Annotated in this window: 16 protein-coding genes and 1 tRNA gene; 7 read left to right on the top strand and 10 right to left on the bottom strand. The window is 69.8% G+C overall.

The genetic code is table 11. The features are described 5' to 3' along the window. Position 1: 1 nt before the first annotated feature. A complete protein-coding gene (locus ACLJPX_RS13435; protein WP_410600369.1) occupies positions 2 to 1,354 on the bottom strand; it encodes a hypothetical protein in 1,353 nt (450 codons plus the stop codon). A gap of 131 nt (positions 1,355 to 1,485) precedes the next feature. Between ACLJPX_RS13435 and ACLJPX_RS13430 the strand changes: the two genes are divergently transcribed. Genes ACLJPX_RS13430 through ACLJPX_RS13410 form a run of 5 tightly spaced genes read left to right on the top strand, consistent with a single transcriptional unit; the run spans position 1,486 to position 4,862 of the window. Beyond that, positions 1,486 to 2,142, top strand: a complete 657-nt coding sequence (locus ACLJPX_RS13430) for a glycosyltransferase family 2 protein (RefSeq protein ID WP_410600368.1) — start codon at positions 1,486 to 1,488, stop codon at positions 2,140 to 2,142. Continuing rightward, entirely contained in the window at positions 2,139 to 2,789 is a 651-nt protein-coding gene (locus ACLJPX_RS13425) for a DUF2064 domain-containing protein (protein ID WP_410600367.1), read from the top strand. Before ACLJPX_RS13430 ends, ACLJPX_RS13425 begins: the two co-directional genes overlap by 4 nt. Then, the gene (locus ACLJPX_RS13420; RefSeq protein ID WP_101610691.1) at positions 2,786 to 3,394 is read left to right on the top strand and encodes a methyltransferase domain-containing protein; all 609 of its coding nucleotides are present in this window, start codon (positions 2,786 to 2,788) and stop codon (positions 3,392 to 3,394) included. Before ACLJPX_RS13425 ends, ACLJPX_RS13420 begins: the two co-directional genes overlap by 4 nt. Further along, complete coding sequence (locus tag ACLJPX_RS13415) at positions 3,391 to 4,458, top strand: molybdopterin-dependent oxidoreductase (protein WP_410600366.1); 1,068 nt, start codon at positions 3,391 to 3,393, stop codon at positions 4,456 to 4,458. The genes ACLJPX_RS13420 and ACLJPX_RS13415 overlap by 4 nt, the downstream gene beginning before the upstream one ends. Next, entirely contained in the window at positions 4,455 to 4,862 is a 408-nt protein-coding gene (locus ACLJPX_RS13410; RefSeq protein ID WP_410600365.1) for a hypothetical protein, read from the top strand. The genes ACLJPX_RS13415 and ACLJPX_RS13410 overlap by 4 nt, the downstream gene beginning before the upstream one ends. Positions 4,863 to 5,330: 468 nt before the next feature. On the opposite strand, the gene ACLJPX_RS13405 is transcribed toward ACLJPX_RS13410, so the two are convergent. From ACLJPX_RS13405 to ACLJPX_RS13395, 3 genes are all read right to left on the bottom strand, one after another. Continuing rightward, the gene (locus ACLJPX_RS13405) at positions 5,331 to 6,794 is read right to left on the bottom strand and encodes a trypsin-like peptidase domain-containing protein (RefSeq protein ID WP_410600364.1); all 1,464 of its coding nucleotides are present in this window, start codon (positions 6,792 to 6,794) and stop codon (positions 5,331 to 5,333) included. A 72-nt stretch (positions 6,795 to 6,866) separates the two neighbouring features. Then, entirely contained in the window at positions 6,867 to 7,949 is a 1,083-nt protein-coding gene (galT, locus tag ACLJPX_RS13400) for a galactose-1-phosphate uridylyltransferase (RefSeq protein ID WP_410600363.1), read from the bottom strand. Further along, entirely contained in the window at positions 7,946 to 8,746 is an 801-nt protein-coding gene (locus ACLJPX_RS13395) for a DeoR/GlpR family DNA-binding transcription regulator (RefSeq protein ID WP_101610696.1), read from the bottom strand. The genes galT and ACLJPX_RS13395 overlap by 4 nt, the downstream gene beginning before the upstream one ends. 83 nt (positions 8,747 to 8,829) lie before the next feature. Between ACLJPX_RS13395 and ACLJPX_RS13390 the strand changes: the two genes are divergently transcribed. Continuing rightward, positions 8,830 to 9,213, top strand: coding sequence for a VOC family protein (locus ACLJPX_RS13390; RefSeq protein ID WP_410600362.1), 384 nt, complete (start codon positions 8,830 to 8,832; stop codon positions 9,211 to 9,213). On the opposite strand, the gene lspA is transcribed toward ACLJPX_RS13390, so the two are convergent. From lspA to ACLJPX_RS13360, 6 genes are all read right to left on the bottom strand, one after another. Beyond that, positions 9,191 to 9,709, bottom strand: a complete 519-nt coding sequence (gene lspA, locus ACLJPX_RS13385; RefSeq protein WP_410600361.1) for a signal peptidase II — start codon at positions 9,707 to 9,709, stop codon at positions 9,191 to 9,193. The two genes, ACLJPX_RS13390 and lspA, sit on opposite strands and share 23 nt — an antisense overlap. Continuing rightward, positions 9,687 to 10,187, bottom strand: a complete 501-nt coding sequence (locus ACLJPX_RS13380; protein ID WP_410600360.1) for a carboxymuconolactone decarboxylase family protein — start codon at positions 10,185 to 10,187, stop codon at positions 9,687 to 9,689. Before ACLJPX_RS13380 ends, lspA begins: the two co-directional genes overlap by 23 nt. Continuing rightward, entirely contained in the window at positions 10,187 to 11,611 is a 1,425-nt protein-coding gene (locus tag ACLJPX_RS13375; protein ID WP_410600359.1) for an ATP-binding protein, read from the bottom strand. Before ACLJPX_RS13375 ends, ACLJPX_RS13380 begins: the two co-directional genes overlap by 1 nt. Then, positions 11,608 to 12,300 carry a response regulator transcription factor gene (locus ACLJPX_RS13370; RefSeq protein WP_101610701.1) on the bottom strand — a complete coding sequence of 231 codons (693 nt, stop codon included), beginning with the start codon at positions 12,298 to 12,300 and terminating at the stop codon, positions 11,608 to 11,610. The genes ACLJPX_RS13375 and ACLJPX_RS13370 overlap by 4 nt, the downstream gene beginning before the upstream one ends. Positions 12,301 to 12,385: 85 nt before the next feature. Then, positions 12,386 to 13,000, bottom strand: coding sequence for a trimeric intracellular cation channel family protein (locus ACLJPX_RS13365; protein WP_410600358.1), 615 nt, complete (start codon positions 12,998 to 13,000; stop codon positions 12,386 to 12,388). Beyond that, complete coding sequence (locus ACLJPX_RS13360; RefSeq protein ID WP_005155565.1) at positions 13,000 to 13,653, bottom strand: response regulator; 654 nt, start codon at positions 13,651 to 13,653, stop codon at positions 13,000 to 13,002. The genes ACLJPX_RS13365 and ACLJPX_RS13360 overlap by 1 nt, the downstream gene beginning before the upstream one ends. Before the next feature lie 378 nt (positions 13,654 to 14,031). On the opposite strand from ACLJPX_RS13360, the gene ACLJPX_RS13355 reads away from it, so the two are divergent. Further along, positions 14,032 to 14,104 (top strand) — tRNA-Arg (locus ACLJPX_RS13355). The last annotated feature ends 28 nt before the right edge of the window (positions 14,105 to 14,132 follow it).

Below are 14,132 nucleotides of genomic sequence, written 5' to 3'. Positions count from 1 at the left end.
CTCACCAGCTCGTCAGCACCAGATGGTTCACCACCAGCGCCGTGGCCGCCGACGCGGCGAGCCACCACCGCCGTCCGGGCGACGGCAGCAGCGCCACCGCGGGCAGCAGCCACACCTCGAACGGTAACCAGATGCGTTCGACCTCCGCCTTCGACAGGCCGGACAGATCGGCGAACGCGATCGTCAGCGCCGCGGCCAGCACGATCAGGACGACCGGGTCGCGGAACGACCGTTTCGGCTCGCCGAGGAACGCCGCCCCGGCGCGCCGCGTCCCGGCGATCACGGCCGGGCCGAGCGCGATCAGCACCGCCGCGAGATCCGCCCACACCCAATAGGAGTACGGGCGCAGGGTCGCGATCCCCTGGTAGTAGCGCTCGACCACCAGGTGATAGCCGTCGAGCCACCAGAACCCGGTCAGCGCGAACGCCACCACGACCGCGGCTACCCCGGCCAGGGCGAGGAGCAGGATCCGCCACTGGCGCGTCAGCACGACGACGGCCAGGACGATCACCCCCAGCAGCACGAGGCCGTACGAGAGAAAGAGCCCGAACCCGAGCAGCAGACCGCCGGGGAGCGCGAGGATCCGCCGCCGCGTGGCGAGCGCCAGCAGCGCGATCCCGGTCGCCGTCACCCCGGCGAACAGTCCGTCCGCGGAGACCCCGATCCAGATCGCGCCCGGGGTCAGGACGGCGAACGGCAGGACCGTCCTCGCGGCGTCCTGCCTGCCCAGCGCGGAGAGCGTCACCGGCACCGCGACCACGGCCAGGCAGCCGACCAGCACGACGAGCGTCGAAGCCCAGGCGCCGCCGTGCAGGCCGAGCCTGTCGAGCCAGACGAAGACCAGGGTCGCGCCCGGCGGATGCCCGGAGACGTGCGTCGTCCACGAGTCCGGCTGGTAGTCCAGGATGCGCGAGGAGAACTCACTCAGCATCTTCGGGATGTCGGTGATCCCCGGGACCTCGTGCAGGTACTCGTGTTCCGTGGTGAGCCTGCCGGTGAAGCCGCGGGTCCAGCCGTCGATCATCGCCAGCGAGAACGTCCACGCCAGCGCGGCCACGTAACCGAGCGCGAGCAACGGCCGCCAGCGCAGCCGTGCGGCGAGCGAGGGACCTTTGGTGACGACGAGGATCGCGAGCACGACGGCGGCGACCGAGCCTGGGCCGACGTGAGGCAGCCACAGCCCGAACAGCGGCGGCGCGAAGGCGTAGATCACCACGCCGGAACCCGGGCGGTTGTAGTAGAGGCCGACGGCGATCGCCGCGGCGACGCCGAGCATGGCCAGCGCGACGGCGATCAGGTCGGCGCGGCGACCCGTGCGGACAGGGGCGGTGACAGTGGACATCACCGGCACCATAACCGCGTTCCCGCTCCGTGGCAGCCTTGGAACAAGGTCCGTCAGAACTCGGTAAGAACTTCGCGGATGTCAGGATTCGGTAAGCATCACAAGGGTTCTCGTCCGTCCATTACGGACCTAACGTGCGATGCGTGAACGATGACCAGGTTGACGTCGTACTTCCCTGTCTCGACGAGGCCGGTGCCCTCCCGGGGGTACTGGCGGCCCTGCCCGCACGCTACCGGGCGATCGTGGTCGACAACGGATCGAGCGACGGTTCCGCCGGGATCGCGGCCGGGCTCGGGGCGAAGGTCGTCCACGAACCCCGGCGCGGCTACGGCGCCGCGGTCCACACCGGGCTGGAGGCGGCCACGGCGGACATCGTCTGTTTCGCCGACGCCGACGGTTCCCTGGACCTCGCCGAACTGCCGATGCTGGTCGACGGCCTCGCCGGCGCCGAGCTGGCCGTCGGGCGGCGGGTGCCGAGCGGTCCCGGCGTCTGGCCATGGCACGCGAGAGCGGGCAACGCGCTGGTCTCGTCCCTCTTACGGCGCAAGGGATTGCCGGTTCGCGACATCGCCCCGCTGCGAGCCGTCCGGCGGCGGGCGCTGCTGGATCTCGGCGTCACCGATCGCGCCTTCGGCTACCCGCTCGAACTGCTCATCAAGGCCCAGCGCGCGGGGTGGCGGGTCGCCGAGTTCGACGTCTCCTACGGCGAACGCGCCAAGGGCACGAAGTCGAAGGTCTCCGGCTCGCTGCGCGGAACCCTCCGCGCCGCGAGGGATTTCGGGCGGGTGCTGAGCCGATGACCTTCTGCCTGCTGATCGTCGCCAAAACGCCCGTGCCTGGTTTCGCGAAGACGCGCCTCTGCCCGCCCGCGACGCCGGAACAGGCCGCCGAGATCGCGGCCGCCTCGCTGCTCGACACCCTCGACGCCGCGCTGCTGACCCCGGGAGCGCGCGTGGTCGTCGCCATGACCGGCGATCTCGGGAAGGCCACTCGCGGCACGGAAATCGCCACCGCACTCCGGAAAACGGAGGTGATCCCCCAGCGCGGCGACGGTTTCGACATCCGTCTCGTCAACGCCCACGCCGATGTCCGCCGTCCTGGGGAACCGGTGCTGCAAATCGGGATGGACACCCCGCAGGTCACCCCCGCGCTCCTGGCCGAGGCCGTGCAACCCCTGGAAACCGAGGATTCCGTCCTCGGGCTCGCGCAGGACGGCGGTTGGTGGGCACTGGGACTCCAGGATCCCCTGCACGCCAAGGCTCTCGCGGGTGTCCCGATGTCCCGCGAAGACACCGGACTCCAAACCTTGCGCGCGCTGGCGGGCATCGGCCTGAGCCCGGGCATCCTGCCCACACTGTCCGATGTGGACACCATCGCCGACGCGCGTCTCGTCGCGGCGGAGATCCCTGGCGGCAGGTTCGCCCGAGCGGTCGCTGAAGTCCGATGACCGCCTTCGACCGCGGCCTGCTCGGCCACCGCTGCTGGCTGGAACTGGCGACCGGCGAGCGTGTCGACCTGCCGGTGGACCGCTGGACGGCCATTCCCTGCGACGGCGACGACGTCCTCCTCGACGCTTGTGCCGGCCCGACCCTCGACGTCGGTTGCGGCCCCGGCAGGCTCACGGCCGCGTTGTCCGAACGCGGTGTCGCCTCGCTCGGCGTCGACATCTCGGCCACCGCCGTCCGCCTCACCCACGCCCGGGGCGCCGCGGCTCTGCACAGGGACGTCTTCGAGCCCGTCCCCGGCGAGGGACGCTGGCGGCATGTCCTGCTCGCCGACGGGAACATCGGCATCGGCGGCGATCCCCTGCGCTTGCTGACCCGCATGGCGGAACTGATCGCGGACGGCGGGACGGTGCTCGTCGAGCTCGACCCGCCCGGCTGCGGCGTCCGTCAGGACCAGGTCCGACTGGGGCCCGACGGCGGGAACTGGTTCACCTGGGCGTGGGTCGGCGTCGAAGCGATCGCCGGACTCGCCGCCCGGAGCGCGTTCCGGGTCGCCTGGGCCACCCGCCGCGGCCACCGCTGGTTCGCCTGCCTGGAGAAAGCATGAACTCGCCCTCGCAACGGGTGACGTCCCGGATCGGGCTCGCCCTCGCCGTCACGTTCACCCTGTGCTTCGTCACCGGCCTGATCAGCCATCTCATCCAGCATCCGCCGTCGTGGTTCGGCTGGCCGAGCCGCCCGGTGTGGCTGTACCGGGTCACGCAGGGCACGCATGTCGTCTCCGGGATCGCGTCGATTCCCCTGCTGCTGGCCAAACTCTGGAGCGTCTACCCGAAACTGTTCGAACGGCCGGTGATCCGCTCCCTGCCGCACGCACTCGAACGGCTGTCGATCCTGGTCCTGTCTGCGGCCGCCTTCTTCGAACTCGTCACCGGCCTGTTCAACATCGCGCAGAACTATCCGTGGAACTTCTACTTCCCGCAGCTGCACTACGCGGTCGCGTGGGTGGCGATCGGCTCGATCCTGGTGCACGTCGCGGTGAAACTGCCGATAGTCCGCCGCTCGCTCACCCAGCGACCGGAACCCTCGCGGCGCGCCTTTCTCCGCACGACCTGGCTGGCCGCGGGAGTCGCCGTCGTCGCGACGGCGGGCGCGACGGTTCCGTTGCTGCGTAACGTTTCCGGACTGTCGTGGCGAAGCGGCAAGGGGCCGCAAGGCCTGCCGGTCAACCGGACGGCCGCGGCGGCCGGTGTCCTGGAAGCGGCGAACGACCCGGATTGGCGCCTTTCGGTGATCACCCCGAAAGGCACGAAAGCCTATTCGCTCGCCGAACTCCGCGCACTTCCCCGGACTTCCGCCGAACTCCCGATCGCGTGTGTCGAGGGCTGGAGCGAATCCGCGCACTGGAGCGGCGTCTCACTGCCGGAGTTGTTGCGGGACGCCGGAAGCGCGCCGGGCACGCCGGTTCGCGTGTTCTCGCTGGAGAAGGGCGGGATCTACGGGATCAGCGAACTGCCCGGCGAGCACACCGGGGACGGGCTCACCCTGCTGGCGCTCGAACTCAACGGCGAGATCCTCGACGCCGACCACGGCTTCCCGTGCCGGATCATCGCCCCGAACCGGCCCGGTGTCCTGCAGACGAAATGGGTCACCCGGTTGGAGACGCTGTGAAAACGTTGCGGCTGCTGCTGTTCCTGCCCGGCCTCGGCGCGCTCGCCTGGGGCGCGGTGCTGTTCGCCGAATACGCGTTCCCGCTGCGCCCGGACGTCTTCGGGACGCTCGGCTGGCTCGCCGGCGGACCGCTGGTGCACGACCTGCTGGTCGCACCGCTGGTCGGTGCCGTCGGACTCGCGCTGAGCAGGTTCCTCCCGGAACGCTGGAAGACCCCGGTCAAGACGGGCGCGGTCCTCACGGGGGTGCTGACGCTGCTCGCGGTTCCGTTGCTGTGGCGGCCTTTCGGCGGCGCCCGGAACCCGGGGCTGCACGATGCCGACACCCTCACCGGCCTGTTGCTCACCCTCGCCGTCGTGTGGCTCGGTGTCCTCGTGGCCGCGCTGTTCCGGAAAACGCGGTAGAGGGGGAAGGGCAAACGTGGCGTGCTCGGGCCGTTTCGATTTGGGTCGCGGGGCGGGTGTTGCGAGAGCCACGTTCGCAACGGTGAAGGTTGGGAACGTGGCTTTCGCAACACCGTTGTCCTGGGTGAAGCCGTTCCTGGCCGGGTTGAAGGTTCAGGCCGTGTGGGTCGGGTTGGTCGTGAGTGGCGATTCGGGTTCCAGCCCGAAACGCCACTCACGACTGAAAGCCGCTGATCCTCGGCCACCGTGAGGGCCGCACCAGCCTTTCCGGGGTGTCGCGAAAGCATCCAGGCGACGGGAGCCTTCAGCGCGAGCGCGACCCGCTCGCGAACACGACACCCTTTGCTTACCCCCGAAAAAGGGCCACGCGCGACCGGGATTGGCAGCCGGTCGCGCGTGGCCTCTGGGTCCGGCCCGCTGGGGGTTCGAGCCGGGGTTTGGTCTCGGCCGCGCACTGCGGCCGAGCGTCTAGTTCGGGGTGACGGGCTGGCCGCCTAGGGTCACCTCGACCACCTTGTCACCGCCGAGGGTGAACTTGACCTTGTCGTTCGGCGCCCGGGTGCGGATCTCGGCGACGAGCGCGTCCGCGTTGGGGATCGACCGGTCGTCCAGCTTCGTCACGACGTCGCCGGATTTGAGGCCCGCCTTCTCCGCGGGGCTGCCCGGCGAGATCTCACCGAGCTGCGCTCCGCCCGTCGGCGCCGTCTGCACTCGCGCGCCGATGAAGGTCTGCGTCGCCTGGCCGGTGTTGATGATGTCGTCGGCCGTGCGACGTGCCTGGTCGATCGGGATCGCGAAGCCGATGCCGACGTTGCCGCCGCTCTCGCCGCCCTGGCCCTGGCTGGACTTCGGGCTGTAGATCGCCGAGTTGATGCCGATGACCTGGCCCGCCATGTTCGCGAGCGGGCCGCCGGAGTTGCCGGGGTTGATCGCCGCGTCGGTCTGCACCGCCGACATCACGGTGGTCTGGTCACCGTTGCCGCCGGCGCTCACCGGCCGGTTCAGGGCGCTGACGATGCCCGAGGTGACCGTGCCCGCCAGTTCGAACGGCGAACCGATGGCGACCACCGGCTGCCCGACCCGCAGGTCGTCGGACCGGCCGAGCTCCACCGGGGTCAGGCCGCTGACGCCGCTGACCTTCACCACGGCGATGTCCGTCGTGGGGTCGCGGCCGACGACGGTCGCCGTGCCCTTCTTGCCGTCCTGGAACACCGCCTGGATCTGCCCGCCACCGGCGGCGACCTCGACGACGTGGTTGTTGGTCAGCACGTAGCCGTCGGTGCTGAGCACGAAGCCGGAGCCCTCGCCCGCTCCCGACCGGCCGGAGACCTGCAGTTCGACCACGCTCGGCGACAGTTTCTGCGCCACCGACTCGACCGAACCGGCGGGCAGGTTGCCCGTCTGCTGGGCGGGCTTCGGCGCGTCGAGCGCGTTCACGGAGGAGCCACCGGAGGAATCCGCGGTCAGGAAGCCGACCGTGCCGCCCGCGACACCGCCGACCACCAGCGCGATCGCCGCGACACCGGCGAGCAGCTTGCCCGACGTGGACTTCGAGCCCTGGCGCTGCTGCGGGACCGCGTAGACCGACGGGCCAGGCTGCTGCCCGTACGGCGCCTGCTGCCCCGGGATCTGGTGCCCCTGGGTCTGGTGGGACTGGGCTTGGTGAGACTGCGCGTGCTGGGACGGTATCTGCTGGGAGGGTGTCTGCTGAGGCTGCGCCTGTGCCTGAGGCGACCACGGGTTGTACTGCTGTTCCGGGGTGTAGGCCTGCTGCGCTCCGGTGTGCGGAGCGGCGTGGCCGCCGAGGCCGGTCGCGTCAGGCTGCTGCTGGGCAGGCTGTGCGGCCCAGCTCGCGCTCTGCTCCGCGTCCGGCTGAGCGCCGGCCGGCCGCGCCTGCTCGGCGTTCTGGCCGCTGGGGTCGTTCTCGGTCATGTCTCTACCTTGCGGGATGGTCCTGAGAAGTTCCTGAGCCAAAGCTGTGCATCGCACATGAGTATGGCCCCGTCAGCGGGTGGCTCGCAGCCTTTCGGCGATCTGCTCGGGCGTGGCGTCGTTGATCCACACCGCCATCCCGGACTCCGACCCGGCCAGATACTTCAGCTTGTCCTTGGACCGCAGGACCGAGAACACCTCCAAATACAGCCAGCCGAGCTCGCGATCGCGTTTGGCCGGCGCCTGGTTCCAGGCCGCGATGTAGGGCAGTGGCCGGTCGTAGAGCCCGTCGCACCGGCGAAGGACCTTGAGGTAGACGTCGGCGAACTCGTCACGCTCGGCGTCCGACAGCGCGGGGATGTCGGGCACCTGACGATGCGGCACGATCTGGACCTGCACCGGCCAGCGCGCGGCGGGCGGCACGAACGCCGTCCAGTGCTCGCCCGCGACGACGACCCTCGCCCCGGAATCGCGCTCGGCGGCCAGGACGTCGCCCATCACCGGACGACCGTGCTCGGCCTCGTAGGCGCGCGCGACCTCCAGCATCCGCTCGGTCTTCGGCGTGACAAACGGGTAGCCGTAGATCTGGCCGTGCGGATGATGCAGCGTCACGCCGATCTCTTCACCGCGGTTCTCGAACGGGAAGACCTGCTCGACACCGTCCATCGCGGACAGTTCGGCGGTGCGGTCGGCCCAGGCGTCGACGACCGCGCGGACCTGCTTCGCCGTCAGCCCGGCGAAGGAGCCATCGTGGTCGCTGGTGAAGCAGACGACCTCACACCGGCCGACACCCGGCGCGACCGGCACCAGCCCCGCGCCGTCCACTGTGGACGCATCGCCGAGGACATTGCGTGCGAAGGAAGGGAAGCGGTTCTCGAAGACCGCGACGTCGTAGTCCGGCTCCGGGATCTCGCTGGGCTTCCCGGGTTTGGTGGGGCACAGCGGGCACAGGTCGGCGGGCGGCTTGTACGTCCGCGTCTGCCGGTGCGCGGCCATCGCCACCCATTCCCCGGTCAGCGGATCGCGCCGGATCTCCGACGCCGCCGCGACCTGAGGGAGGTCACGGGTGTCCTCGGCGGTACGTTCGGGCGCGCCCGGCGAGTCGAAATAGATGATCTCCCGGCCGTCGGCCAGGTGCCTTACCGTGCGCTTCACGCTTCTTCAGCCTCAGCCGTCTCCGCCGTTTCGGCGATCATCAGCTCACCCGCCTGCTCGGTGAGCGTTTCCCTTGCGTTGTCGGTCAGGCCGTCGTCCGAGACGACGACGTCGGCCTCTTCGAGCCCGGCGATGGTGGAGATGCCGACGATGCCCCACTTGGTGTGATCGGCCAGCACGACCAGCTTGCGGCCCGCTTCGACCAGCGCGCGATCGGTTTCGGATTCGGTGAGGTTCGGCGTGGTGAAACCGGGGCCGTCGGCCATCCCGTGCACGCCGAGGAAGACGACGTCCAGGTGCAGCGAACGCAGGCTCTGCACGGCGACCGGCCCGACCAGCGCGTCCGACGGGGTGCGGACGCCCCCGGTGAGGACCACCGTGCGATCCGGCTGGTTCGCGCCGCGCAGCACGTCGGCGACCTGGATGGAGTTCGTGACGATCGTCAGGCCGGGGACCTCGTCGAGGGCCCTCGCCAGCGTCCAGGTGGTGGTGCCCGCGGAGATGCCGATCGCGGTGCCCGGCCGGACCAGCCCGGCCGCGACGGCGGCGATGGCCTCCTTCTGTGCGCGCTGACGCACGGACTTGGCCTCGAAACCGGGCTCGTCGGTGCTTTTGCCGACGATGGAGGTGGCGCCGCCGTAGACCTTCTCGACCAGGCCTCGCCCGGCGAGCACGTCGAGGTCGCGGCGCACCGTCATGTCGGAAACGCCGAGCCTCGCGACGAGGTCGCTGACCCGGACCGCCCCGGTCCGGCGCGCCTCCTCGAGGATCACCGCCTGTCGTTGCCGCGCGAGCACGAAGCCTCCCCTGGATTAACTACACAAAATCCTACACGATCAAACATGGCGCGACGAGCGGATCCACCTGCCAGCATGTGTCCATGGCCAGGCTTCGCGACGTCGTCATCGACTGCCACCATCCGGCTTCGCTCGCCCGTTTCTGGGCTGCCGCGCTCGACGGCTACGAGGTCGCGCCCTATGACGAAGACGAGCTCGAGCGCCTTCGTGCGCTGGGGTTCTCCGGACCCGAAGACGATCCTTCGGTACTCGTCGAAACCACGGCGGGACCGCGGCTGTTCTTCAACCTGGTCCCGGAATCCAAGGTCGTCAAGAACCGGATGCACCTGGACCTGGCGGACGACGACGTCGAACGGCTCGTCGCCCTGGGCGCGAAGGTGCTCGCGAGCCCCGAAGACGGTGTCGTCGTTCTCGCCGACCCCGAGGGAAACGAGTTCTGTCTCGTTACTCCGCCTCAGTCTCTTTGACGCCCTCGATCGGGACGCCGCGGAAACTGAGCACGAAAAGGGAGACCGCGCCGAAGAACAACGCGATGTCGGCGACGTTCCCGACGAACCAGCCGTTGTAGTCGATGAAGTCGACGACGTGACCGCGTGCGAATCCGGGCTCGCGGAACAGCCTGTCGCCCAGGTGCGTCGTCGCGCCGCCGAGCAGCAGCCCGAGCGAGATAGCCCAGCCCGCCGAACGGACCTTGCGCGAGATCCACAGCAGCGCGACCACCGCGACCGCTGCCAGGATCGCGAAGATCCAGGTGGAGCCGGAGCCCAGCGAGAACGCCGCGCCCGGGTTGTAGAGCAGCCGGAAGCGGATGAAGTCGCCGATCACCGGGATCGGCGCGCGGCCGGTGAGGGCGTCGACGGCCCACCATTTGGTCAGCTGGTCGGCCGCCAGCAGCACCGCGGCCACCAGCAGTGTCCACAGCAGACGGCGGGGCGGCATCTCAGGCGCGTTCTCGGTGCTCATCACCCGTCAGAGTACGGGCGACGCCGAGCGCGTTGAGCGCGGCGGGGAAACCCACGTAGACGGCGAGATGCAGGATCGCCTCGACGGCGGCCCCGAACTCCCCCGCGTCGCGCGCTTCCCGGAGGACTTCGGCCAGTTCCGGCGCCACTCCGCCGTTCGCGGTGTGCTCCGCGATCGACTTGAGCCGCCGGGTCGTGTCGTCGTCCTGCTCCAGGTCGCCGCCGACCTTCGCCACGGCGGTCCTGTGGAACTCGAGCTGCGCCTGCGCGTAGCCCAAGGTCTCCAGCGCGGCGACCGTCACCCATTGCCGCTGTGCCAGCGAAAGCCCCGGCCGCTGGTAGACCCCGCCGTAGACGAAGGCGACCGCTTCTCTGCCGTAGTCCGCCGCCTGGACCGCGTCGAACAGGTTCAGCACGGCGGGATCCTCGACGCCGCCGAGAAGCCGGAGCAGTTCGAGGCCCTTGTCGTAATCACTCATCAAGCAGGGGCTCCCGGGAGCCGCAGGGTCATCAGCGCGCCGCCCGCGGGAGCGCGTCCCGCGTAGACGCCGCCGCCGTGCCGCTGCGCCGCGTGCTGGACGATGGCGAGGCCGAGCCCCGAACCGGGCAGCGTCCGCGCTTCGGAAGAGCGGTAGAACCGGTCGAAGACCTTCGGAAGGTCCTCGTCGGCGATCCCCGGCCCTGCGTCCTCGACTTCGAGCACCGCGGTGCCGTCGCCGACCGGGTACAGCCGGACCCCGACCGTCGAGCCCTCGGGCGAGAACTTCACCGCGTTGTCCAGGAGGTTCAGCACCGCGCGTTCCAGCGCGCTGGTGTCGCCGGTCAGCACCCACGGCTGGAGCGAGACGTCGAACTCGATCTCGCCCGCGCGGCGGCGTGCCCTGTCGAGCGCGCGCTCGACGACGTCGACCATCTCGACCCGCTCGTGCTCGATCCGCGGCTCGTCCTGGCGCGCGAGTTCGACGAGGTCGCCGATCAGCTGGGTCAGCTCGTCGAGCTGGCCGCGGATGTCGGCCTCGATGTCGCTGCGGTCCTCGTCGGACAGCGTGCGCGCGCCCGGTCTGCTCGCGGACAGGAGCAGTTCGAGGTTCGTGCGGAGCGACGTCAGCGGCGTCCGGAGTTCGTGGCCGGCGTCCGCGACGAGCTGCCGTTGCCGTTCCTGCGATTCGGCGACCGTGCCGAGCATCGTGTTGAAACTCTGCGTGAGGCGGGCGAGTTCGTCGTCGCCGCTGACCGGGATCGGCCGCAGGTCACCGGTGGTGGCGACACGTTCCGCCGCCGAGGTCAGTCTGTCGACCGGCCGCAGACCCGCTCTCGCGACGGCCGTTCCCGCGGCCGCGGCGACCAGGATTCCGGCGCCGCCGATCAGGAACAGGACCACCGAAAGCTCGTTCAGGGTGCGCTTGGTCGGGCCGAGCGACTGCGCGAGCACCATCGCCTGCCCCGGCCCCTGCGGGAGGGCGACGACCCGGCTGTCGGTCTTCGGGTCGGTGCGCAGCGAGAACGCCTTGTCGCCGGTGGCGACCGCGATCTCGTCCTCGCCGTACGGCGGGCGGCTTCCGGACTGCGGATAGGTCAGCCGGATCTTCTCCCCGACCGTCAGCTGGCCGATCTGCAGGTCCGCACTGGCGAGGAAGGCGCCGGGCACCTGCTGCAACTCGGTCTGCACCTGCGGCGAGTCGACCGCGGCCTGCGCGCGGGCACGCAGGTTGTCGTCCACCTGCTGGTAGAGGTTCTCCTTCACGACGAGATACGCGCCGAGCGACACCAACGCCACCGCGCCCGCCACCGAAACGGCGGCGAGCAGCGTCACCCGGCCGCGGAGCGAGAAGCGCCGCGTGCTCCAGCGGTCGCCGCGCGGATCCTTTTCGGACTCGCCGACGCCCCGGACCGGCTCGGTCACGGCGGGGTTTCCCTCAGCACGTAGCCCACTCCCCGCACCGTGTGGATCAGCCTCGGTTCGCTCCCAGCCTCGGTCTTTCGGCGCAAATAGCCGACGTAGACCTCCAGCGCGTTGCCCGACGTCGGGAAGTCGTATCCCCATACTTCCTCCAGGATCCGGCTACGGGTCAGGACGTGCTTCGGGTAGGAGAGGAACAGTTCGAGAAGCGCGAATTCGGTCCTCGTGAGACTGATCTCCCGTCCCGCCCGGCGCACCTCGCGCGTCCCCGGGTCCAAAGTGAGGTCCGCGAACGCCAGGATCTCGGCGTTCTGCCCGGCCTGCGGGTCCGGGATCGCCCGGCGCAGAAGCGCGCGAAGGCGAGCGAGAAGCTCTTCGAGCGCGAAGGGCTTCGGGAGGTAGTCGTCGGCGCCGGCGTCGAGACCGGACACTCGATCGGACACGGTGTCCCGTGCCGTGAGCACGAGAATCGGCAGGTCGTCACCGGTGCTTCGCAGGCGTCGGGCGACCTCCAGGCCGTCGAGCCGCGGCATCATCACGTCGAGGACCATCGCGTCGGGTCTGTTGGCGATGATCGCTTCCAGGGCCTGCGCGCCGTCCCCGGCCAGTTCCACCTGGTACCCGTTGAACTCAAGGGATCGCCTGAGTGATTCACGGACGGCCCTGTCGTCGTCCACTACGAGGATGCGCATGGCCACAGTCTTACGCAGCGTGCTGAGACTCGCCTAAGAACACACACAGAACAAACAAAGGAAATCGAGCAGTCCACAAGACGTTTCAGCCGGTCTCGGGCCCTTTTGCAACAGGTGCGTTCCATCTGCGCCACAAAGCGAGCATCCGAACCCCCACGACGGCGGCAGCTGCTACGACCGTCACCGGCCCCGGCGGCAGTCGCAGAGAGTGACCGATCACGACGAGCACGGCCCCTGCGAGCGCCGCGACCGCGTAGATCTCCTTCCGCAGCACGAGCGGGATTTCCCGGAGCAGAAGATCACGCACCGCACCGCCGCCGATACCCGTCGTCATCCCGATCAGGCACGCCGCGTAGGGAGTGGCGCCCGCGTTCAACGCGATGGTGGTACCCGCCGTCGCGAACACCCCGAGCCCGAGCGCGTCGGCGAGCAGCACGCCGCGCCGCAGCTTCGCGATCTGCGGATGGAACACGAACACGACCAATGCCGTCGCCCCGCAGACCGCGAGATAAGGCCAGGTCCGCAGGGTCGTGGGTGGCGTGATCCCGAGGAGGACGTCACGGATGATCCCGCCGCCGAGCGCCGTGGTGAGCCCGACGACGACCACTCCGAAAACGTCCAACCTGGACCGCACCGCCGCGAGCGCCCCCGAAGCGGCGAACGCGATCAAGCCGAGGAACTCGAGCGCGGTGAGGATCATTACTGGTCGAGCAGGCCACCGCGGTAGGCCAGCAGCGCGGCCTGCACCCGGTTCGCCGCGCCGATCTTGGACAGGACGGCCGAGACGTAGCCCTTGACCGTCGCCTCGGACAGGTGGAGGCGTCCGCCGATCTCCGCGTTGGACAACCCCTGGCCGATCAGCCCGACGACCTCACGCTCCCGCTCGGACAGCGACGCGAGCAGCTTGCGCGCCGGCTGCGCGGCCCGCTGCTCGTCCCGGTGCGACTGCACCATGCGCGCCGCGACCCCGGGGTCCAGCACCGCGCCACCCCTGGCGAGGTCCCGGACGGCCCTGAGCAGCGCCGCCGGGTCGATGTCCTTGAGCAGGAAGCCGTTGGCCCCGAGCCTGAGCGCGAGACTGACATAGTCGTCGATGTCGAACGTGGTCAACATGGCCACCGTCGGTGGATCCGGCAGCGCGAGGATGGCCCTGAGCGCGCGAATACCGTCGTCAGGCGCCCTCATCTTGATGTCGAGCAGGGCGACGTCAGGGTGGTACCGCCGGGCGACCTCGACCGCTGATCTCCCGTCGCTCGCCTCGCCCACGATCTCGATGTCGGCAGCGCCGGACATCATGGCACGCAGGCCCGAACGGACCAGTTCCTCGTCGTCGGCGAACATGAGCTTGATCAACGAAGCCCTCCGGCAGCCGGGGGAGCGGCGTCTCGCGTCCCGTTAACGAAGATTACCTACTGTTGTTCAGGGTTTCGAAACCAGACACGTACGAGTGACCCGTGCGGGTCATCTGTGTCGATCTAGCTTTCGATTCAGACCCTGTTTGCCTGGGTTGAGTGTGCGTCCTCCGGGACGGATCCGCAGGTCGAGTGTCACTAGGCGGCCACTGGCGGGCTTGGGCCCGCTGTTCGGGCGTGTGCCAGGCGCTCGTTTGAGCGCTACCGCCGTTCGGGGGTTTCGCGGTGTTCACCGGAGCGGCCGCACGCTCTCGCGACGTGAGGTGCCCTCGTGCCCTGCCGGGGCTGGTCACCCGGTAGGCTGTGCCCGGCAGTACATGCCCTCGTAGCTCAGGGGATAGAGCACCGCTCTCCTAAAGCGGGTGTCGCAGGTTCGAATCCTGCCGGGGGCACAGTGCATGATCGAAACCGGCCCGAGTC

The sequence above is a fragment of the Amycolatopsis sp. lyj-90 genome, assembly GCF_046549035.1.
Taxonomy (GTDB): Bacteria; Actinomycetota; Actinomycetes; order Mycobacteriales; family Pseudonocardiaceae; genus Amycolatopsis.
The sequence above is the reverse complement of the archived record's forward strand: the minus strand, read 5'-3'. Positions and strand labels throughout refer to the sequence as shown.

Coding starts and splice junctions, on each gene's coding strand:
- ACLJPX_RS13435 (WP_410600369.1), bottom strand. CDS start 1,354: ATGGTGCCGGTGATGTCCACTGTCACCGCCCCTGTCCGCACGGGTCGC.
- ACLJPX_RS13425 (WP_410600367.1), top strand. CDS start 2,139: ATGACCTTCTGCCTGCTGATCGTCGCCAAAACGCCCGTGCCTGGTTTC.
- ACLJPX_RS13420 (WP_101610691.1), top strand. CDS start 2,786: ATGACCGCCTTCGACCGCGGCCTGCTCGGCCACCGCTGCTGGCTGGAA.
- ACLJPX_RS13415 (WP_410600366.1), top strand. CDS start 3,391: ATGAACTCGCCCTCGCAACGGGTGACGTCCCGGATCGGGCTCGCCCTC.
- ACLJPX_RS13405 (WP_410600364.1), bottom strand. CDS start 6,794: ATGACCGAGAACGACCCCAGCGGCCAGAACGCCGAGCAGGCGCGGCCG.
- ACLJPX_RS13390 (WP_410600362.1), top strand. CDS start 8,830: ATGGCCAGGCTTCGCGACGTCGTCATCGACTGCCACCATCCGGCTTCG.
- lspA (WP_410600361.1), bottom strand. CDS start 9,709: ATGAGCACCGAGAACGCGCCTGAGATGCCGCCCCGCCGTCTGCTGTGG.
- ACLJPX_RS13380 (WP_410600360.1), bottom strand. CDS start 10,187: ATGAGTGATTACGACAAGGGCCTCGAACTGCTCCGGCTTCTCGGCGGC.
- ACLJPX_RS13370 (WP_101610701.1), bottom strand. CDS start 12,300: ATGCGCATCCTCGTAGTGGACGACGACAGGGCCGTCCGTGAATCACTC.
- ACLJPX_RS13365 (WP_410600358.1), bottom strand. CDS start 13,000: ATGATCCTCACCGCGCTCGAGTTCCTCGGCTTGATCGCGTTCGCCGCT.